Below are 21,607 nucleotides of genomic sequence, written 5' to 3' on the forward strand. Positions count from 1 at the left end.
TAATCCCTTTACAGATTCCTAACAAGGCTCTAGAAAGCAACCGATTAAAAGTTGCTTTCTAGAGCCTTCCCTTGTCACAATTTCCTATGTATAGATACCTCGTCTGCTTTTTGCAAATTTCTTACGAACGTATGATGATAGGTAAAAATTAATAAATTGTGACAATTGATACTACCATCAATCATTTTATTGCATCCTTCTGCCCTAAATACAAAATAAATAATATATTTAGGGAAAGAAACGATTAAAAAACGATTAAAAACAATCCATATGTCTTTATAAAAGATAGTTTAACCCCTTTTTTGTGAAAATTAGTGACATTTAATATGATATGTACATTAGATAATCTATGAACGCCCCTAGCCAAAAGATCAAAAGTGTACACACTCATTGGTGATGGCACGTTGTATGGATACGGTTAACGTTCATAAATGGGATAGTATAATCAGAAGTTCTATAGTATAGGAGGTCAAATGAAAAATGAATATTAACAACGTAAAAGGAATGATGAATTACAATAATGTATTACATGGTACAAATAATAAGTCTAAGTTCAATAGTATCTCGAATCAATTTAATCATTTCAAAGATGCAGTAGAACTCTCTAGTACAGGGAAAACAGTGATGGAAACACTTGATAAGGGCACAGCAATCAAAACGACACTTTATGTAGATTCCTATACCTATAACCAAATTTTAAACTACACTACCAATAATCCTGAATGTCAATGGAGTGAAATGGGCTTTGATGGTGAAAAACGTTGGGTTGTTGTGAATGGACAACGTTTTGAGTGTCCATTAAGCGAAAAAGAAAAAGCAGCTAGAAAAAGGGCACAACTTACTCTTTTAGATTACATGGAGGAACATCGATTACAGAAGGAGAAGACTAGGCTAAAACATAAAAAATATGAGCAAATAGACATTGATTTTACTGGCACATCTAATGCTAGTATCCTTGGAATTGATCCTAAAATCGATCATTTATTGAGCAATGAAAAAGCAATAAACATGCTTAAAGATATTTCTAAATATACAAATGGAAAGATCTCTTTATCGTCTAATATATAATTTCTTTTTTAGACCGAATTGTAATTTAGGTAATCGTTGATAACTAAATACAGTTTTCTGTTGGATGTCAATCAGAGCTAGTATACTTTAAAGCTTTTACAGTTTGGAACGCCTCTTTTAAAGGCGTGTCTATTCGTTTTTAACAATATAAAATGAGTTCTACAAATACTAGTAACTATATGCATGAATCAATCAATGTAACAACTAGCTACTAATTTAGCTATAAGGTTCTTAAATACGCAGCATAAAATTTTCGATTCTATCCCATTCTTTGTGTATCAAAATAGTACTTAGAAAGGAAAGGAGATAAACGTGAATATAAATTCCCTTTCTATCGAAAATCTACTTTTCACACAAACACTCCTTCAAGAATTGCCTGAAAATAAAACATTAAATTTATCAGAAAAACAAAAAGCTTCTTTCAAACAAATATTAACAGAAGTCCTTCTTAAGAGTTCAGATACAAAAAATTTATCTGATTTACAAAACCAACTGTTTTTAAAAAATCCTACATTATTTAATTTGATCAATTTAAATACTCAGAGTGGTTTTCTAAATCTACTCGAAGCTCAATTAGATGAGGATCGTTATCTATCCAAAGTGCAAAAACAACTATTAAAAAGTACTGATTTAACGAGCGAAGGATTTATCTCACCTTCTTCAAATATAGTTATGAACACGTTAGTAAATTCTAGATTAAAACCAAATAAAATGGCGGCTAAGTCTCATGTAGACAAGCATAATACAGCTAAAGCAAAAGCATCATATCCACAACAAATCCCAATAATTTTAAGTACAAATATGGGTGAAATGTTCTCAAGAATTCAACAAATTACATCTAGTTTTTGGTTTAGAAATCCATTTTCTCTTTGAAGAAACTGAGGTTTAAATATCTTCTGTCGATTGTAGAGGCGGTACACCACCGCCTTTTTCGAAGGTATTGGTTTTAACTTTTCTTAGCTTAGTAAGAGACGTTTAAGTTGAACAAAATAGATTTTTTCTTCAAAATTTGAATAATTGTTGTATGATAATAATCTGCTGATTCTAAAATAGCAACAAGTATTCGTCCTATTATCGATTGAATCGCTATTATATACCTCGTAAACTTATTCAATTTTTCACAATTAAGCTTTATTAGAGAATTTCCCTATATGAATCTCTTTTTTGAGAATCCTGCATCTTACTTCCCACTTAGCTATATTACTTCCTGCTACTGCACTCATTTTTTACCTCCTCTAACCACTATACCTTCGTTTGTTATACAAGATATACGTCCCAACCAACCCGCAACATATTTTTACTTTCATTCTTGGAAAACACTAAATCAATCCTTATCGTTCAAGTTGAATTCATTTTTTTGACATTTTACTATTCAAACGAATGGACTGATAAGAATTATGCGTATTTAGCTTCTATTTGTGCTGCGTTTATACAGAATAATAAGCGATTTTTTTAATTTCAGAGAAAAATCAAATCAATAAATTATGACAATTTATGCTAATTTTTATTGTTTTTTATATCCTTCTGCCATAAATACAAAATAAACAATATATTTAGGGATAGAAACTATTAAAAAAATAGTAAAATCAATCCATATGTCTTTATAAAAGATAGTTTTAACCCCTTTTTGTAAAAAATTGTGACATTCGATATTATATTTATATTAAATAATCTATTAATATTAGATATTTAATAAAAAAATATTAGGAGGGTTTCACAATGAAAAATAAAATAATACTGTATGGTGTAGTAACAAGTACTTTATTGGCAGGCGGTCCCTTTTCTAATAATGCAAGTGCTTCTGAAAATCAAGGACTGACGGGGAATAATATTGGAGTTGTTTCAAGCAACATAAAAGCGGCTGAACAAAGTCAAAATAAAAATAGTGCCTATCAAGATATTGATGAAAGAGTGAAAAAGATGCTGATCAGTGCTGCTTTTGATGGTACAGAATATAGATACCACCATATAAAAGATACCGAATTAAACGGTAATATTATAGAAGGGTCTATGATTGAAAACGCTCAAATTTTGACAATTGGAGAAAATATTTTAGAAAATAATCTAGGGCATGAGGTAACGTTATTTACTAGTGGATATGAGCATGAATTTAAGGAAATGACTAGTACAACCAATACTTCAGGTTGGACATTTGGATATAACTACAATGCAACCCTATCTGTAATGATGGTCTCAGCTTCGCAAAGTTTTAGTGTTGATTATAATATGTCCACTTCAAACACTACAGAGAAATCACAAGTTAGAAAGTTCACTGTGCCTCCACAAGGATTTCCTGTTCCAGCAGGGAAAAAATATAAAGTTGAGTATGTATTTGAAAAAATAACAATATCGGGCAGAAACAGACTGAATGCAGATTTATATGGGGACGCTACTTATTATTACAATAATTTACCGATGAGCCCTCAACTTTTATATTCTGCCATGAACTTTGCTTCAGATACTCAAGGATTTGAACGCGTAATTAGAGATAATGCAGAAGGAAATGATCGATTTGGAATTAGAGCGACGGGCGAAGGACGATTTAGCACAGAATTCGGTACACGTTTATATGCTAAAATAACAGATATTACAGATTCGAAAAAGCCCGTAACAATAGAAACAAAAAAAATTCCTGTTAATTTTGAAACCCTTTCTGTGGCTACTAAAATAATTGAATAAGAATAGAAGCATGCAATACCCTTAGCGTATTAAAAGTAAGGGTATTGCATTTTTATATTGCCTCTAAAAATTGGATAACATTTTACATTATCAAAATTTTTATAGCTTTAGGTATGTTACAATGAATGGCAATCGAAACGATAGATTATCAATCAACTTTGTGAACAAAACATTCTTGGAAAACACTAAATCAATCCTTATCGTTCAGGTTGACTTCATTTTTTGTGAAATTTACCCTGGGAGAAATACTTCCATATTCTTGCCTAAAGCATATGAATTATTTTTTGTGACATTTTAATATTTAAACGAATGGACCGATAAGAATTATGCGTATTTATCTTCTAATTGCGCTACATTTATACAGTGAATGAACCAATATAGAATAATAAACGATGTTATTTTTAGTATTTTTGTTTAATTTAATGAAGATTCGCAATTGAAAATAATAATCTGTATGATTGTAACAAAGGAAAAGCAACAGGATTTCCAAGAAAGGAGGAACCACATGAGAAATTTTTTCGAAGATCAATATATAAATAGTGGTGAGCAACAAATAATAAACTTAGTTAGTGAAATTAGTGAATATAAAGGAAAGTTGACCGCTTACCAAGAGCAAAGACCTGATATGTTCACTAGGCTTGCAAAAGCGATGCCACTACAATATATAAAAAACTATGTTTCTGTATATGAGGATATAAAAGTTTCTAATAAGCGCTTAAAAGAACTTATTTTAGAAGATATGATACCCCAATCGATCTCAGAAGATGCGATATTTTGTTATTATGAAACGCTGACACTTGTACATGAAAAATCTAGTGCTTTCTCTATTAGTCCAGATACTATACAAGAATTGCATTTTCAATTAGTTCATTTTATTACCTCTGACGGTGCAAAATGGCGTCAAAAGCCATTCTCTATCCCGGGAATTCCGGAGAAAGGGATGCACACGATTGTTTATCGTCCTCTTCCTCCTGAAAATATCCCAATGGCTGTAGAACAATTATGCAACCAGTACAATGTATTAAACCATAAAAAAGAGTTACCTACACTTATATTGATAGCTCGTTTTATATTCAATCTTTATTGTATAATCCCATTTAGTCAAGGTAATGGTAGATTAATGCTTATGTTAATGCAATTATTACTAGTAAAAAGCGGACATACATTTGTTAAATATGTTTGTTTAGATGAATATATCAAGAAAAGAGAGGCAGAATACTATGAAGCCGTCTATCAATCATCGGTAAATTGGTATTGTAATGGGCATAATATGAGCTTCTGGTTAAAAACATTCTTATCTATTATTTTAGAGGCTTATAAAAATCTACATAACAGAATACGGGATTCTATATGCAGACATACTAAGATAGAGCGAATTCAGAATTTTATTCTTAATCAAGAACAACCCTTTACAAAAGAATACATTCGAAGTATTTATCCTGATATAGCCGAAAGTACAATTAGTAAAGCTTTAACTGATTTACAAGTAGGTGGTGAAATTAAACTGATTTCAAAAGGGAGAAATGCGTGCTGGATGAAAGTCAAATCTTGAAGTCGGAGGGCTACTAAGTCAGAAAAAATAGTAGTAATGCGAAAAGGAATATTGGAATTACACTGGCCAAGTCACTTATCCATGCTTCACGTTCAACCACTGTGCAAATGGTAGGAATGAAAACGAAATGTGCTAAAAACTAACTGAGAAAAATAACAAATCGTATTGGTTGTAAAACGTTGGTCATTTTATGTTATACCACCTCCTAATGATACTCCTCTTGTTTGATGCCATCTAATCTAAGTGGACACGTTTTAGTTTCTATTGACTCACATAAACTCCCTTCTATCTCTAGATACAAATTCCACGTTCTCCATATTGACGCCAAATAGGTCGAATTTAGTTGGACGATCAAGGTGATATGAAAATAAATTTTTTCAAACGTGCATTCAGTATTAATAGAATCCACTCATATCTAGCAGTGGGCAACATCTCCTTTTCTTTAATGATTATACGAAGATGAAAGAGTTCCATTTTATAAAAATTCCATGTCATGATGAAGAATACATTCCTCCAAAAAAATCAGCAGATTCAAGATTAAGCCTGTGGATATTTGGGGGAATTTTATTCTATGATGGAACTTATTTTTATGAAATCTAAGTATGACTATAATCGTAGGGTTCATTTATATTTTTTTAGAAAAAACGAGGTATCTTCACATAAACTACAGATTGCGTGGTTATAATGGCTAACTAGGGGGAGATCTTAATGAACTACAAGATTCTTGTAATAGAAGATGATTTAGAAATTCAAGAATTAATTAAGCAGTTTTTGAAGACACAAAATTATACTTTAGCGGTAGCGTCAGATGGAGTAGAGGGAATAAAGAAATTAAATACTCAACCCTTTGATTTAATTCTTCTTGATGTGATGATGCCAAATCTAAATGGATTTGAAGTAGCCAAAATGATTCGTAGTCAATCTAATATACCGATTATTTTCCTAACGGCATTAGAAGAAGAACAAGATCAAATGAAGGGCTTTGATCTTGGTATTGACGATTATATAACGAAGCCATTCTCATTTCATGTGTTGATTAGACGTGTACAAGCCATTCTCAGAAGAAGCAATTATAAAAATCGGGGTAACGATTTACATTTTAATGAACTTAATGTTGATTGTGACGGATACAAAGCTTATGTAAATAAAGAGGAAATATCTTTAACGACAAAGGAATTCGAGATTTTACAACTATTACTTCATAACGAAAAAAAAGTACTTACTAGAGAAATCATTGTAGAAAAAGTCTGGGGATATGATTATTCAGGAGAAACACGGATGATTGATACACATATAAAAAATTTAAGAAAAAAATTAAATATACCCTATATTAAAACAGTCAAGGGTATTGGATATAAAATTGATGAGTAGGATTGTAGACATCATGAAGATGAAAAAAATAACCTATAAACTTTTTATGATTACTTCTCTTATATTGCTATCTTTTGCAGTATTAATTTATTTAACATTATACTTCTTCCTTCCGACATTTTACGAACAATATAAAACAAACCAACTCCAATCAGGTATGGTCGACATCATTAAAAAATCAGAAAAAATAAAATTAGAACATGCAAAAAATCTTTTGGACGAGTACTCCAAAGAAAATAATGCCATCATTTACCTACAAGAAAAGGACGGAAATATTATCTACTCACCTTCGTTCATGATTCAGGGAAATTCGCCGCCACCAATTATTACTGGAAAAACAACACCATTACAAAATGAAGAAACAGTAAATGCATTTCATAAATCTTTCCCCATTCAATTTCTAGATGAAGGTAATTTAATCGTGAATGTATTTGCTACATTTCAACCTATCGATGAAGCTTCACAGGTCTTAGTACGTTTTCTCCCTTATATTAGCATCATAGTAGTGGGTATTGGATTGGGCAGTGCCTATCTATATTCAAGATTTATTACAAAACCACTCCTTTATATAAATGAGCGTGCGCAAAAGATGGCAAACCTTGATTTTTCCGAAAATATAGTAGTTCGTTCCAATGATGAGTTAGAGGAATTATCTAATAGCTTAAATGAAATGTCGAATAACTTGCAAAAGACAATGAATGATTTACAAATAGCAAATGAGCAATTAAAAGATGATATTGAAAGAGAAAGAAAAATCGAAACAAAACGTAGGGAGTTTTTCACTACAGTTGCACATGAATTAAAAACGCCACTCACTGTCATGAAAGGTTATATAGAAGGGATGATTTATAATATCGGACCTTATCAAAATCGTGACTACTATTTAGAAAAAAACCGTAAAATTATTGAAAGAACAGAACAACTCGTCCGTGAAATTTTAAGTATGTCCAAACTAGAACAAGATACATTTAAAATCCAAGCAAGAGAAATAAATCTCCTAGATTTAATTGAGACTATTACGAAGGACCTCGCTTTTTTTGCATCTCAGAAAAATATTAGAATCATTAACAAAATCCCACCAGATAATTACGTATTTACAGACAGTGATTTATTAGAAAAAGCATTAAAAAATATTATCCATAATGCAATTATGTATTCACCACAGGGAGAAACTGTATATTTAGCATTGACGGAGGATTCAAAACAAAACCAGATTCAAATCCAAATCATTAATACAGGTGTACAAATAAAAGCAGACGAACTACAACAATTGTTTCAGCCTTTTTATAGAATCGAAAAATCAAGAAATAGGAACACTGGTGGAAGTGGCTTAGGCTTATATATTGTCAAACAAATATTTCAATCACTCTCTATTAACTATTCAGTGAATAATATGGAGAATGGTATTCAATTTTTAGTGACATTTCCTGAAAGGTAAATAATTGTTACGAAGGGCAGCTCAAATTTTAGAACCGAATGAAACAGGAATCTTGATTCACTTGAAGATAGGAGATAGATAGATAATGAAGATCAGGGCAAAGTTAATTGTGATTACATTAAGCCTCTTATTCATTCCAAGCTTAATTATCGGCGTAAGCAGTTATTATTCTGCTAAAGAGCACTTGGATGATATGGGAGAAAAAATGCTGAAAAATAATGTTGAAATGGCACTTCAGTTAATTGATGCAATGAATTATGCCGTTCAAACGGGAGAAATATCATTAGAGGATGCTCAAGAAAAAGTAAAACAACATTTAATTGGCGATTTACATAGTGATGGTACCCGTAAAATAACTACTCATGTTGATTTAGGTGAGGACGGCTATTTTGCTATTTACGGATTAGATGGTCAAAGAATAGCCCATCCTTTCTCAGAAGGGAAAAATGCTTGGGAGAGCGTTGATAGTAACGGAATTTATATGATACAAGATATGATAAAAGCAGCAGAAAAGGGTGGGGATTTTACATATTACGCTAGAGCATTACCGAACCAACCTGATACAGAAGAAGACAAAATAGCCTATAGTGCTTTAGATCCGAACTGGGGTTGGGTGGTAAGTGCTAGTAGCTTCATGGCATCATTTAATCACGGCGTTCAGTTAATTCAACATACGATTATGGTTACACTTGCTAGTAGTGTTGTTATAGGTTTAATCGTTATATTTTTATTTTCAAGACATTTAGCAATTCCAGTTCAGATGGTCACTGATAGTGTTCAAAAGATTGCTAATCAAGATTTAACCTTTAAGCATCTAAAAGTTCAAAATAAAGATGAGTTAGGTCATTTAGCGACAGGAATTAATACGATGACTACAAATTTAAGAGGTATGATTGAATCCGTTTCAAGTTCAGCCGAACATGTGGCAGCTACATCTGAACAACTCACTGCGAGTAGTGAACAAACAAGCATGGCCTCAGATGAAATTACTAAGGCTATTCAAGAAATTTCTACAGGGCAAGAAAAGCAACTGGCTGGTATGGAGGAAGCAAATCATTCAGTTTTACAGATATCATCAAGCATCACAGAAATTACGAAAAATATTAAAGAATTAAGCGATCTATCCATTGAAACTTCTAAGGTTTCTCTTTATGGTAATGAAGTCATTACACAGACAGTGGAACAAATGAATCAAATTAATAGACAGAACATCGTGACGACTGAAGCAATGCAATTGCTTGAAAGTAAATCACAAGAGATTGGTGAGATTATTAATGTCATTACTAGCATTGCAGCTCAAACCAATTTACTAGCTTTAAACGCAGCAATTGAAGCAGCACGAGCAGGAGAACAAGGGAAAGGATTTGCTGTTGTTGCAGATGAAGTGAGGAAATTAGCAGAGGAATCAGGCAATGCAGCTAACAACATCTCTGCTTTAATAGGTGATATTCAAATGAATACACAAAATACAGTACAAACTGTCAATGAAGGAAAAATGGTAGTGGAAAAGGGGATAGATCATGTTGCGAATGCGGGGAAAACATTTGAAGAAATCGCATTTGATGTAGACCTGATTAACAATAAACTAGCATCTGTCTCTACAGAAATTCAAGATATTAGTGCGAATACAGACATTCTTGTAAATGAAATATGGAAAGTAAAAGATGTTAGCAATCAGTCATCAAGCTATACACAACAAGTCGTAGCGGCAGCGGAGGAACAATCTGCTACGATGATTGAGATGACATTTGCATCCCGTTCTTTAGCAGAGATGTCGCAGGAGCTTCAAAATTTAGTATCGAACTTTAAAACAGATGAATAAATAACGATGGTAAAGGCAGCCATTTAAACTAAATATAGTGAGCTAGCAAATTTCTTGAAGTGGTGATTTGTTAGCTCTTTTTTTGTGCAAGTAAAAGAGCTGAATTATCCACTTTTAACCAATTATTAGTGCTCCACATAAACTTCACATTCAATACACGCCAACTACAGATTCACTTTATAAAATATATTATATGTATAGTAATTTTTTGATAATAATTGGAGGAATTAGGATGGAGACTGGGATAACAAAATTTGAATCAAATCGTAAGTTTGTATTGACGAGTATTGAAAATAAAAAATCTTTCGCATTAGTATATATTACAATCATAAGTTGGCATAATGTAGATACTTTTAATTGTATAGATGAGGTTAAGAGAGAATTAGCAATGTATCAAACAGAGGTTGAATGTTACAGAGTATTTGATAAGGAATATATAGTAGTCTGTAATGTTCAGTCGCAGGCTCTTTCCATTATTAATGATTTATCACATATTGATTATGTAAGGACACAATACCTATATGTACAAGATAGAAGACTTCCAGCGTTAAATTACGTTAGACAAGTCTATTCGCAAAATAAGGATAGTTATGCTGTAAAAGCACCCATTTCACAGGAATGTTTACTATCGAAAGAGTTTGAAATCGTTTTCCAACCCATATTGCACAATGATAGGCAATTATCCTTTGAAGCACTAAGCAGGTGGAAATGCGAAGAACTAGGTTCGATATCACCAGGTGTTTTTATTCCGATGTTAGATAATGAGAGTTTGATAAAGTTAACTAAGAATATTATTAATAAAGCTGTTGATTTGTTGAAAAGATATAATGAAATAGTTTATGTCTCGATTAATTTAACTGCTTCATTAATCAATGATATCACTTGGCTAATGGAGCATTTGGATGACATTAATTTTACGAACAACAAACGAATTGCTTTTGAATTAACGGAGGAAACCCTAATGGGAATCGAAGCGAGAGAAAATTTAAAAATTATTCGTGAACGTGGTCATATTTTATTAATTGATGATTTTGGTTCTGGCTATTCCAATTTTCAATATATTTCGCTGTTTCCTCTAGATGGGGTGAAATTAGATAGATTGTTTATTGAGGGCAACTCAAATAAAAAGGTAGTTGCATTGCTTACAAAATTTATCAAAACACTAGATTTAAAAGTGATTATAGAAGGAGTAGAAAGCGTTGAGCAGCTTAATTCCATATCAGAGGCCGAATATGATTCAATACAGGGCTATTACGTATCTAAACCCCTCACTATAAATGAATTGATGCTATTTATGAATCTTACTAGATAGACAAACTATGAAGCAAAAAGGGAACTCCAGACAATCTCCAGTGTAGCTGCACATATAGGATTAACTTGTAAGACAAAATACACCTTAAAAGGAAATGAAATATTATAAAAAGAACATGAGATTGGTTGCTACAACTTTTGATACTATATTTTCTGCATTTGCAGCAAAGTCCCCAACTCAAATTATTGGAAGTAGTGAATTTGTGGTAGATCAAGTGAGTAACCAGCTAACGCTAATGAGATTTCAAAAGAGAAGGTACAAGTCATTTTTAACAAAGCAGAAGCAGAGACATTAACGAAAGAGGAAGCGATAAAACAACTAGGGCGCTTTTCTGAAATAAGAAAACTCTGGTATGTCAACACTAAACTGGACAAAAATTATAAGGTCTGTTGCTTGAATTCCACTGGAGTTAAATAGCCTAGTGTCCCGTGAATTCGAATGTTATTGAACCAATGAACATAATCATCTAGTTCAAGAGCGAGCTGTTCAAGAGTAGAGAAATGTGCTCCGTTAGCGAATTCGGTTTTAAATACCTTAAACATCGCCTCAGCCACGGCGTTATCATAAGGGCATCCCTTCATGCTCAGGGATCGCTGGATTCCAAATGTTTCTAGGGCTTTTGAAATGAGCTTATTATCAAACTCTTTACCTCGGTCTGTATGAAACATTTGTATGTCGTTCAAGTTACCTCTAATACTTACTAGTGCTTGATAAACCAGCTCTGCTGTCTTATTTGCACCAGCACTACGGCCAATGATTTCACGATTGAAAAGGTCGACAAATAAGCATACATAATGCCATTTTGTTCCGACACGGACATATGTTAAATCACTCACGATGACAGCCAACGGCTCTTCTTGCTCAAAATGGCGCTGTAATTCATTTTTTATCGGCGCTTCATTACATGTTGAGTTATGCACCTTATACTGTGCTACTGTATAGTTTGATACTAGTCCAAGACCTTTCATTAATCGACCAATTCGACGACGTGATACGTGTTTTGGCTCTGGTAATTTACTTAGTTCTTTCTTGATTTTACGCGTACCATAATTATTACGGCTTTCTTTGAAAATACGAGCAATCTCTTTGGAAATCTCATTATCTTCAGTTTTTAGCGCACGTTTGCCACAAACATCGGCATGATAGTAATACGTACTTTTCGGAATATCAAGGACGTCACACATTGCTGATACTGAATATTTGTGAGCGTTATTTCGAATCACATCTATTTTCGTCCCATGATCAGCGCTGCTTGCTTTAAAATATCATTCTCCATCAGTAAACGTTGGTTTTCTTTGCGTAATCGAGCTAGTTCGTTATCTTCTTCAGAGCGATTATCTTTGGCAGCGAATGAACCGGTTTCTTGATGGTTTTTAATCCAACGGTCTAAAGCCGAAGGCGTTATATCGTACTCTCTGGCAATATCTGCACGGGATTTTCCATTTTCATAAAGTTTTACTAATTGCAATTTAAATTCAGATGTAAAAGTTCGACGTTGACGTGACATAGTAGCACGCTCCTTTAAGTTGGTAGTCTAAGTGTACTAGCCCTTATTTTTTATGTCCAACTTAGTGTAGCCGATTCACTCCTTTCTCAAATAACGTAAACATTTCTAATATTTTTGTGTATTTATGATGAGAAAAGCGTAAGTTAATAAAATAACCTTTTTATTTATGAGGTTATTTTAAGGGATTTATCAAAATCTATATGGATTGTTAGCTTATCATTCAAATAAGTGACTGATCTAAAATTAATAAGAAACATCTATCAATTCCAATAAGAATTGATAAATTTTATGAAATATGAAATTAGATCCCTTGACGAAGTAATTATAATGAACTGCCATTCAAAGCGTAATCATTACTAATTATGAAGTGTTAGAAATGAGAGTCAATATTACTTTAGCATGTACAGAAACAGGTGATAAAAATTGTATTACGACTAAAAATAAACGAAATAACCCAGAACGATTAGAATTAAAAAAGTATTCTCCCCGACTAAAACGTGTACGTTTCGCCGAGAAACTAAATAATAAAGTAAAAACGCTTTTAGAAAGATTCGTCAGTAATTTTCGAGTCTTCTAAAAGTGTTTTTAATTTAAAAAAATACTTGCAATATGATTAGAAATATGATTAACTAAAATATATTTCAAATCGTAATGATTACTATTTATTAGTTTTAACATGGATAAAATCACAGTTACATCATTAAGTGGTTATTTAGGGGCTGGTAAAACAACAATACTTAATAATTTGTTATCGAATACAAAAGATTTAAAAATGGCAGTCATTGTAAATGATATGAGTGAAATTAACATTGATGCCGATTACTTTTAGATAGCATTCATCTTACTTTTATACCCCTCATATCATTAAGCTTTGGAATCGTGTGAGATCCATGTAGAATCCTCTGTTATTAAGACTATGAACTGCTTCCCATTGTAAAATACCCATTTTAAAATAGAGTAATTTTTCTATATTTACATTTAGCTTAATAGTGAAATAACAGTCTAAGAGAGGTACATAAAAAGATTATGAAATAGAAATAAAATAAAGTTCCCAGTAGTATTGCGAGAAATGTTATGAAGGAATTTGGCCTAAAGGTAATACTTATTGAAAAGAGGCAGTCAAATCATGAATAGAAGATACTAATTGAAATGTCTAATGGGTTTATTTGTTAGTTTTTTGGAAGATTAATAAATGAAATACAGATACATAAAGACTTTGGGTGTTTGGAGTAGAATGAAAATAAATAAAAAAATATTGATAATAGTAATCATTACTATTTATAATGGTGGAGCGACCTGTTCAAAGCGTAATCATTACTTTTTGTGAATTTGAAGGAGGGAGGAATAAATAACATTATTTATAAAAAGAAATCAGATTAGAAATTACTTCTTTTTGTGTGGATTGATTTTAGCATCAATTAAATGGAATAACGATGAATTTAAGGAGACTAAACATGTTAAAGAGAAAATATTTTTTATTTATCCCATTATTTGTTTTACTTTTTTTAGTAGCTTGTAGCGATGATACAGCACCCAATGCTGGTGAAGAAAGTAGTGTTAATAAAAATACATTGAAAATGTCTTGGCCGTCAGATATAGGAGAGGCGAACCCTCATTTATATTCACCAAACGAAATGTTTGCACAGGCGCTGCTATATGATCCATTAGTTGCTTATGGAAATGATGGGACAATATCTCCAGGATTAGCTGAGAATTGGGATATTTCTGAGGATGGTAAGGAATATACATTTCATTTGCGAGAAGGAGTAGTATATTCTGATGGTTCTATGTTAACAGCAGATAACGTTAAACGTAATTTTGAGACAGTTATCGGAAATAGTTTAGCGCATAGTTGGTTAGAGGTAGTAACAGTTATTGATGAGGTTGAAGTAATTGATGAGTTAACAATAAAGGTCTCATTAAAAGAATCATATTATCCGTTTTTACAGGAGTTGGCTTTAATTCGTCCATTACGTATGTTAGGTGACGCTGGATTTCCAGACAGTGGCAATACAGCAGATGGAATCAAGAAACCAATTGGTACAGGGCCATGGATTTTAAATGAAGCAGATGAAAATCATGCTGTATTTACGAGAAATGAAAATTATTGGGGAGAAAAACCCTCGATTGAAAAAGTAGAAGTGAAATATATTGCTGATTCACAGATGCGTATGATGGCTTTAGAAAATGGTGAAATTGATTTAATTTTCGGAAGTTCCCAACTTACTCCAATTGAGTTTACCACATTGAGACAGAATGACGAGTATTTGACTGAAGTTTCAGACCCTCTATCAACTCGTATATTATCTCTTAATACCACTTTTGGTGTAACTAAATATAAAGAGGTACGATTGGCGCTTCAACATGCACTAGATCGACAAACTATTATTGATCATATTTTAAGTGGTATGGAGCAAGAGGCACACTCTTTATTTTCACCAGGATTCCCATATAGTGATATTGAAATCGAAGAATATAATTTTGATGTAGAAAAATCTAAAAAAATTCTAGATAAAGCTGGCTGGATAGTTGATGGAAAAACTGGGATTCGTTCAAAGAATGGTGAAAAGCTTGAATTACTAATGGCTTACAATTCAAGCGACCAAATTCATAAAGCAATATACGAGTATTTACAAGGAGCTTGGAAAGAAGTTGGTGCGGATGTGAAATTGGTAGCCGAGGATAATCAAGTGTATTATGCGCGAACAAAAGCAGGTGAATACAACATAGTAATGAATGATACTTGGGGCGCACCTTATGATCCTCATATGTATATACGTACTATGACAGGAGAGCAACAAATTGGTAACTATTCCATTATGGGAACAGATTCGAGTGACAAACTTATAGAGGAAATTACACGTGTTATTAGATCTACAGATGTAACTGAGCGGGCTTCATTATATGAAAGTATAATCCAAACAATTCAGCAAGAGGCTATCTTTATGCCAATTTCATATAAGCAAAATTATCTTGTGGCAAATGATGTATTCAAAAAAATCAAATTCTCTCCTCAACAATTTGAGGTACCAATTAATTTATATGAGATGAAGTGATAATAATGGCAAAGTACTTTTTAAACCGCTTTTTTAGTATGACTATAGCAATGATTGGTTTAACGTTAATTGCATTTTCACTCATGCGTATTATGCCTGGTGATCCGATAGAGTCATATTATATGGCAAACCATATTCCAGTAACAGATGAAATACTAGAGCAAGCAAGAGAGGAGCAAGGGTTGGATAAGCCCTTGCTCACACAATATGTAACATGGCTTGGTGGAGTATTAAAATTCGACTTTGGAACTTCATATATGAATGGAAACGCAGTTAGTGAGGAATTATTGTCCTATTTTGGTGTTACAACTCAGTTGGCGCTCGTAGCTTTTCTATTAATATTAGTTATTTCTATTCCACTTGGGATTTTTAGTGCAGTAAAAAAGGGCTCTGCTTTTGATAATCTAACAAGAATGACTATATTTTTCATTGCCTCGATGCCTAGTTTTTGGCTAGGTTTCGTTCTGATTTATGTTGTAGCTTTTAAGCTTAATCTTCTTCCACTTATGGGATGGGGAAATTTAGATGCAATCATTTTACCAGCATTAACTTTAGCTTTGGCCAATGTACCATTTTACATTCGTATGATTCGTACAAATATGATTGAGCAAATGGATAAGCCTTTTATAACGTTTGCACGTGCTAGAGGTATAAGTGAGTCAGTCATTATTCGTAAGCATATTTTTAAAGCTACATTGACACCATTTATAACTTCACTTGCGATGACATTAGGGGTACTTATTGGTGGGGCTGCAATAGTTGAAATTATTTTTTCTATACCCGGCATAGGCCGTTATATTGTTACTGCAATAACAGCGAGAGATTATAACGTAATGCAAGGTTTCATTATGATTATTGGTTTCTTCTACATTATCATTAATTTTTTAGCGGATATAATATGTGCGTTTATTGATCCGAGAATTCGATTAAAGGAGGAATTGTGATGAGAAAAAAATGGGCATTTTACTGTAGTACGTTTCTTGTAAGCATCCTATTTTTTGTTGCGATATTTGGACCATTGCTTATGCCAAATGATCCTCATTTACCGAATATGGCCATGAAGCTACAAGGTTTTTCAATACAATATCCTCTTGGGACAGATCATTTAGGACGTTGCGTTTTATCAAGGTTAATCGAAGGTGCGAGAGTGTCGTTATTTGTTGCACTCATTGTACTACTAGTCACGCTACTAATTAGTATGGTCGTTGGTATAACTGCAGGCTATGTTGGAGGTTGGATTGATTTAGTCTTAATGCGTCTATGCGACATTTTGCTCGCAATTCCAAATTTTATTTTTGCGCTTATTATTGTTGGTGCACTTGGAGCAGGGATGGGAAATCTAGTAATTGCAATTGTCATTGTAATTTGGGTCGGCTTTGCACGAGTTATACGGAATATGGTTGTGAGTTTAAAAGAAACGAATTATGTGGTTTATGCCAAAATTTGCGGTGTCCCGACTTTGAAAATTATGTGGCGTCATATCGTACCGTTTGTATTTCCGCAAATGCTTCTACTAAAGCTAATCGGTTTAGGTTCAACGATATTAATGATTTCAGAGTTGTCTTTTTTAGGACTTGGGATAACGCCTCCAACAGCTGAATGGGGCATGATGATTAGTGAGAGTAAAACATACTTAATGATAAAACCTGAGTTAATGATCATTCCAGGTGTAATGCTTTCAATAACTGTATTAACTTTTAATGCATTTGGTGATTCGTTAAGAGATTTACTTAATCCAAAATCAGTGTGAGAAGAGGTGAAATAATATGTTAGAGATTAGAAATTTAACTGTATTTATCCATAATAAACAGGTGCTAAATCAAGTGAGCTTATCAGTTCTGAAAGGCAAGGTTGTTGGAATTATTGGGGAGAGTGGTAGCGGAAAATCTGTATTATGTTCGACGATTTTAAATCTTTACCGTAAAGAGCGATCTGCAAAGGGAAGTATTGAATTTGATGGAAAGAGTTTGCTTTCGATAGAGGAGAGAAAAATGCGTGAGGTGCGAGGAAAGGAAATTGGGCTCATTATGCAAAATCCAATGTCCATGTTTAATCCAATTGTGTCGATTGGTGGACATTTCATTGAAACGCTTCAAGCACATACAAAAATGTCTAAAAAGGAAGCAATTGAGAAAGCAAAGGAGCAGCTCGCACTTTTTCAATTAGGTAATGTAGAGATCTTAAACAAATATCCAAATGAACTAAGCGGAGGAATGCTTCAGCGTATCATGATTGCCATTGCAGCAAGCCTTGAGCCAAAGCTATTACTTGCTGATGAACCTACCACAGCACTAGATACTATGACACAACTTGAAATATTAAAAGAATTAAAAAAACTTCATGAGAAAACGGCAATGTCGATGTTGATTGTATCGCACGATTTAGGTGTTATTGCAAATTTAGCAGAAGAAATAGTTGTAATGAGAAGAGGGATTGTAGTTGAGCAAGGTCCCACTTCCCATATTTTATTGCACCCGATTCATCCTTACACTCAAACGCTTGTTGCAGCACGAGATGAGCATAGTAAGTTAGAAGAGCTTGCTGATAAGTATGAAGGTTCAGTATCAGGAGAGCTTGTCTTATATGATCAGAACCACTGGGTGAGAATGGAGGGGACAAACAGATGATCCAAGTACAGCAAGTATCTAAAAGCTATAGTCAATCACGATTTTTTAGGAAGAAAAATTCGATGGTAAAGGCAGTAGAAAATGTGTCGCTTAATATAAAAGAAGGCAGTTGCTTTACGTTGCTAGGACAAAGCGGTTCTGGAAAAAGTACGCTTGGTAAAATGATACTTGGAATTGAAAAGCCAGATGATGGTGTGATTTTATTTAATGGGATAAATGTACATAAAACAACTATAAATGAACGAAAACGATTGCAACAATCGTTACAAGTGGTATTTCAAGATTGTCATAGTGCAGTAAATCCTAAGCTTAAAATCAGAGACATTATTGTGGAACCAATACTAGTATATGAAAAGCTAGATATAAATCAAATAGAGGATCGTGTAGGAAAGTTACTAAAAATGGTTGGTCTGTCAGAAGAGGATATGATGAAATATCCTCAGCAATTCAGTGGCGGACAATTACAGCGAATTACAATTGCACGTGCGATTTCCACACAACCTCGATTGATTGTTTTAGATGAATCAGTAAATAGTTTGGATGTCTTGGTGCAAATTAGTATTTTAAAACTACTCAAACGATTACAGCACGAGTTAAAACTAACTTACTTTTTTATCACCCATGACATACATGTAGCTCGACTTTTGGCAGATGAAATCGCGATTATGCATAAAGGAAGAATTGTGGAACAACTACTGATAGATGAGTTAGAGAATGCAAAACATGTGGCCACAAAAGTATTATTGGATTCACAACTTAAAATCGATTCTATTCACCACCAATTGGACCTAAAAGAGGAGTTGGAATTATGAAAGTAAGTCCATTATCTTTTAGCATGCTACAAAACTACGGCTTGGCAATTTTTTATTTTACGGCTAATTCTGTATTAACTGTCATATTCCCTTTGCAGGCAGCTAATCACGGAATGAAAGAGGCAGAAATCGGTCTGATGATGGGAATCTATATGTTTGTTTGTATGGTGTTACGTCCATGGGCTGGTCAAATGGTATCAAAATACAGTGTCCATACAGTAATGAAATATTTATTACTAGGGCATGTAGCAGCACTCCTTTTGTATGTATCGCTTGGTGTTGAAAGTCTTTATGTTGTGCGCATTTTGCAAGGAATCGTGACGGCATTTTTCTCCATGTCGATGCAAATGGGTATCACGGAGACTTTACGAGATGAAGATAGAGGACAAGGTATGGCAATGTATTCTTTATCAAGTGTCATGCCAGGGTTATATGGACCAGCATTAGCAATGGTTATCTGGGTTCAAGGAGATGTATCTTGGCTATTAATTTTTATTACCTGCTTAGCTTTTGCACCTCTTATGTTTTTCATTAGATCACCATTACCGAAAGTAAAAAAAGAAAATGTATCGTTCACCTTGGAGGATATGAGAAAAGGAATGAAATTAGCTCGTGCGCATAAAGGGTTAATCGTTTCTTCGGGGGTAATGCTTATAGGTGCAAGTATATTTGGGGCAATCTCGACATTTTTACCTCTGTACTTTTTAACTACAAATACAGGGAATGTTGGGCTTTATTTATTTCTGCAGGCTCTAGTTGTTGTAGGGAGTAGATTTATTTTTAGAAAATATATTCCATCTGATGGAAAGTGGCATCCAGGTTTCATAACCCTTATATTGAGTAGCTCTATTATTGGGACAACGATGCTAGCGGCACTTCCTCTTATCGGATCGTTTGTCTATATTAGTGTTTTATTTAATGGAATAGCAGCAGCGATGTTATATCCTACATTAACCACATACATTTCTTTTGCAATTCCGGAGTCACATAAACATGTATTATTAGGGTTATTTTTAGCATCGTATGACTTAGGTTTTTCTTTAGGTGGGATGGTAATGGGTATTATCGTACAATTTGGTTCATATCCAATGATGTTTTCTGCATGTTCAGTAATTGGTTTATTGGCAATTATATATAATTTAACTGCTAGTGGAGAATATACTAACTTAGAACATTGTGATGCCCTTCAAAGGTCCAAGTAAAGAAGTCAATGAGAATGTCCAAAATACCTTCATTTTTAGCGTGACTTCGCTTCAACATCATTATATTTAATTTAAGATTGATTAGGAACTGATATTTTTTAGGATGGTTGAAAGAATGAATGATCAGATGGGTGCTATTTAAGGGCCATACCTAGTAAAGAAAAATGACAAACCCCAAAAGACTGCATATAACAGGCTTTTAGGGCTTTGTAGGGTACATATTACAAAATAAAAAAATTAGTCCGTGAAGCATAAAGATGATAAGTAACCTAACATTAATAAAAGACCAATACCCATTACGATGCTCATGATTTGTACCTCCTTTAAAAAACCGACACATTATTCATAAATATTGTACAATGAATTATAGAAATATGAAACCTTTTAATGGCGAGAACGTATATAATAATAGGAGAATTACCAATTTGTACATAAAGAGTAGGTGACAAAAAATGAAAACGTGGGTTAAAAAAAGTATAGTTATCATGGTTGCGTTTTTAACATTTGGTTTAATAACGCCTACACATGAAATTTGGGAAGCATTTGATCACAATCCTTCGAACCGTGCATCCATCGGCCCTGAACCGAGGACAAGCACTGCTGTTGCTGCTGAGCATGATGATTATCAAGACGAACAGATACAAATTCAAGAAGAAGAGATCGATTATAATGCCTTACTCCTAGATGCAGCAAGAGAGCAATCGTACATAAAATTTGGCACAAAAGTCGGTCCGAAAATTAGCAATGAATTCGACAGCATCATCTTCCCAAAAATGGAGGAAGCAATTGCGATGACAGTGGCTAATCTTGGCGATCAAAGCGCTGCATCATTAACAATCTCTGAAAAGCCAAGTGGTCATTATGGTGAAAAAATTTTCAATGTCATTAACAATGAAACCGGAGCAGATGTAATCCGTTTCCATGTGCGTACAGAAAAAAGACCACAGGAAGGCTACTACTATAACTTCCACTATCACAGTGCCGAGGACGAATTCATGGTACACCACAACCTTGGCGATATCTATTGGGAAAAAAACACACCACCGAAGTGGTTGTCATAAAAGATGTGAAACACTCGTTTACAATGCGAGTGTTTTTTTATTTGGAAACATTGATATATCAACGTTTGTAGTAAATGTTTTTGTCATAGTCTTTTAGAGA

General features: G+C 33.4%; 16 protein-coding genes and 2 pseudogenes. 17 read left to right on the top strand and 1 reads right to left on the bottom strand.

Annotated features, from left to right (window positions below; all coding sequences use genetic code 11):
• Nucleotides 1–480: 480 nt before the first annotated feature.
• From MHI22_RS03180 to MHI22_RS03215, 8 genes are all read left to right on the top strand, one after another.
• Nucleotides 481–1,068 (top strand): hypothetical protein, encoded by a 588-nt coding sequence (locus MHI22_RS03180; RefSeq protein WP_271913249.1) that lies wholly within the window; start codon nucleotides 481–483, stop codon nucleotides 1,066–1,068.
• Between the two features lie 312 nt (nucleotides 1,069–1,380).
• Entirely contained in the window at nucleotides 1,381–1,941 is a 561-nt protein-coding gene (locus MHI22_RS03185) for a hypothetical protein (RefSeq protein WP_340811023.1), read from the top strand.
• 846 nt (nucleotides 1,942–2,787) lie between these two features.
• On the top strand, nucleotides 2,788–3,747 hold the full coding sequence (locus tag MHI22_RS03190) for an ETX/MTX2 family pore-forming toxin (protein WP_082673669.1): 960 nt from the start codon (nucleotides 2,788–2,790) through the stop codon (nucleotides 3,745–3,747).
• A gap of 505 nt (nucleotides 3,748–4,252) precedes the next feature.
• Nucleotides 4,253–5,299, top strand: coding sequence for a Fic family protein (locus MHI22_RS03195; RefSeq protein ID WP_058843103.1), 1,047 nt, complete (start codon nucleotides 4,253–4,255; stop codon nucleotides 5,297–5,299).
• Between the two features lie 708 nt (nucleotides 5,300–6,007).
• Nucleotides 6,008–6,670, top strand: coding sequence for a response regulator transcription factor (locus MHI22_RS03200; protein WP_058843104.1), 663 nt, complete (start codon nucleotides 6,008–6,010; stop codon nucleotides 6,668–6,670).
• Nucleotides 6,663–8,108, top strand: a complete 1,446-nt coding sequence (locus MHI22_RS03205; RefSeq protein WP_340811028.1) for a sensor histidine kinase — start codon at nucleotides 6,663–6,665, stop codon at nucleotides 8,106–8,108. The genes MHI22_RS03200 and MHI22_RS03205 overlap by 8 nt, the downstream gene beginning before the upstream one ends.
• 85 nt (nucleotides 8,109–8,193) lie before the next feature.
• Nucleotides 8,194–9,930 (top strand): methyl-accepting chemotaxis protein, encoded by a 1,737-nt coding sequence (locus tag MHI22_RS03210; protein ID WP_340811029.1) that lies wholly within the window; start codon nucleotides 8,194–8,196, stop codon nucleotides 9,928–9,930.
• Between the two features lie 232 nt (nucleotides 9,931–10,162).
• On the top strand, nucleotides 10,163–11,242 hold the full coding sequence (locus MHI22_RS03215) for an EAL domain-containing protein (protein ID WP_340811030.1): 1,080 nt from the start codon (nucleotides 10,163–10,165) through the stop codon (nucleotides 11,240–11,242).
• Between the two features lie 377 nt (nucleotides 11,243–11,619).
• Here the strand turns inward: MHI22_RS03215 and MHI22_RS03220 are convergent.
• A protein-coding gene (locus tag MHI22_RS03220; protein WP_340811031.1) for an IS3 family transposase occupies nucleotides 11,620–12,749 on the bottom strand; the annotation gives its coding sequence in 2 pieces (ribosomal slippage) (nucleotides 11,620–12,503 and nucleotides 12,503–12,749; 1,131 coding nt in all).
• A 376-nt stretch (nucleotides 12,750–13,125) separates the two neighbouring features.
• On the opposite strand from MHI22_RS03220, the pseudogene rpmG reads away from it, so the two are divergent.
• From rpmG to MHI22_RS03265, 9 genes and pseudogenes are all read left to right on the top strand, one after another.
• Nucleotides 13,126–13,274 (top strand): annotated as a pseudogene (rpmG, locus tag MHI22_RS03225) (50S ribosomal protein L33).
• Nucleotides 13,275–13,425: 151 nt separating this feature from the next.
• Nucleotides 13,426–13,569: pseudogene (locus MHI22_RS03230) on the top strand (GTP-binding protein); the annotation flags it as partial.
• A 634-nt stretch (nucleotides 13,570–14,203) separates the two neighbouring features.
• Complete coding sequence (gene nikA, locus MHI22_RS03235; protein WP_036122534.1) at nucleotides 14,204–15,805, top strand: nickel ABC transporter substrate-binding protein; 1,602 nt, start codon at nucleotides 14,204–14,206, stop codon at nucleotides 15,803–15,805.
• A 5-nt stretch (nucleotides 15,806–15,810) separates the two neighbouring features.
• Nucleotides 15,811–16,749, top strand: coding sequence for a nickel ABC transporter permease (nikB, locus tag MHI22_RS03240; RefSeq protein WP_101966620.1), 939 nt, complete (start codon nucleotides 15,811–15,813; stop codon nucleotides 16,747–16,749).
• A complete protein-coding gene (locus MHI22_RS03245; RefSeq protein ID WP_036122528.1) occupies nucleotides 16,749–17,555 on the top strand; it encodes an ABC transporter permease in 807 nt (268 codons plus the stop codon). The genes nikB and MHI22_RS03245 overlap by 1 nt, the downstream gene beginning before the upstream one ends.
• Before the next feature lie 16 nt (nucleotides 17,556–17,571).
• Nucleotides 17,572–18,432 (top strand): ABC transporter ATP-binding protein, encoded by an 861-nt coding sequence (locus MHI22_RS03250; RefSeq protein WP_058843109.1) that lies wholly within the window; start codon nucleotides 17,572–17,574, stop codon nucleotides 18,430–18,432.
• Nucleotides 18,429–19,244, top strand: a complete 816-nt coding sequence (locus MHI22_RS03255) for an ABC transporter ATP-binding protein (protein ID WP_051891653.1) — start codon at nucleotides 18,429–18,431, stop codon at nucleotides 19,242–19,244. The genes MHI22_RS03250 and MHI22_RS03255 overlap by 4 nt, the downstream gene beginning before the upstream one ends.
• Nucleotides 19,241–20,446: a staphylopine family metallophore export MFS transporter CntE gene (gene cntE / locus MHI22_RS03260; RefSeq protein ID WP_051891652.1), complete on the top strand. Its 1,206-nt coding sequence runs from the start codon at nucleotides 19,241–19,243 to the stop codon at nucleotides 20,444–20,446. Before MHI22_RS03255 ends, cntE begins: the two co-directional genes overlap by 4 nt.
• Before the next feature lie 452 nt (nucleotides 20,447–20,898).
• On the top strand, nucleotides 20,899–21,507 hold the full coding sequence (locus tag MHI22_RS03265) for a YpjP family protein (protein WP_036122522.1): 609 nt from the start codon (nucleotides 20,899–20,901) through the stop codon (nucleotides 21,505–21,507).
• Nucleotides 21,508–21,607: the final 100 nt, after the last annotated feature.

This window comes from Lysinibacillus sp. FSL L8-0312, assembly GCF_038003285.1.
In the GTDB taxonomy this organism is placed as follows: Bacteria; Bacillota; Bacilli; order Bacillales_A; family Planococcaceae; genus Lysinibacillus; species Lysinibacillus fusiformis_D.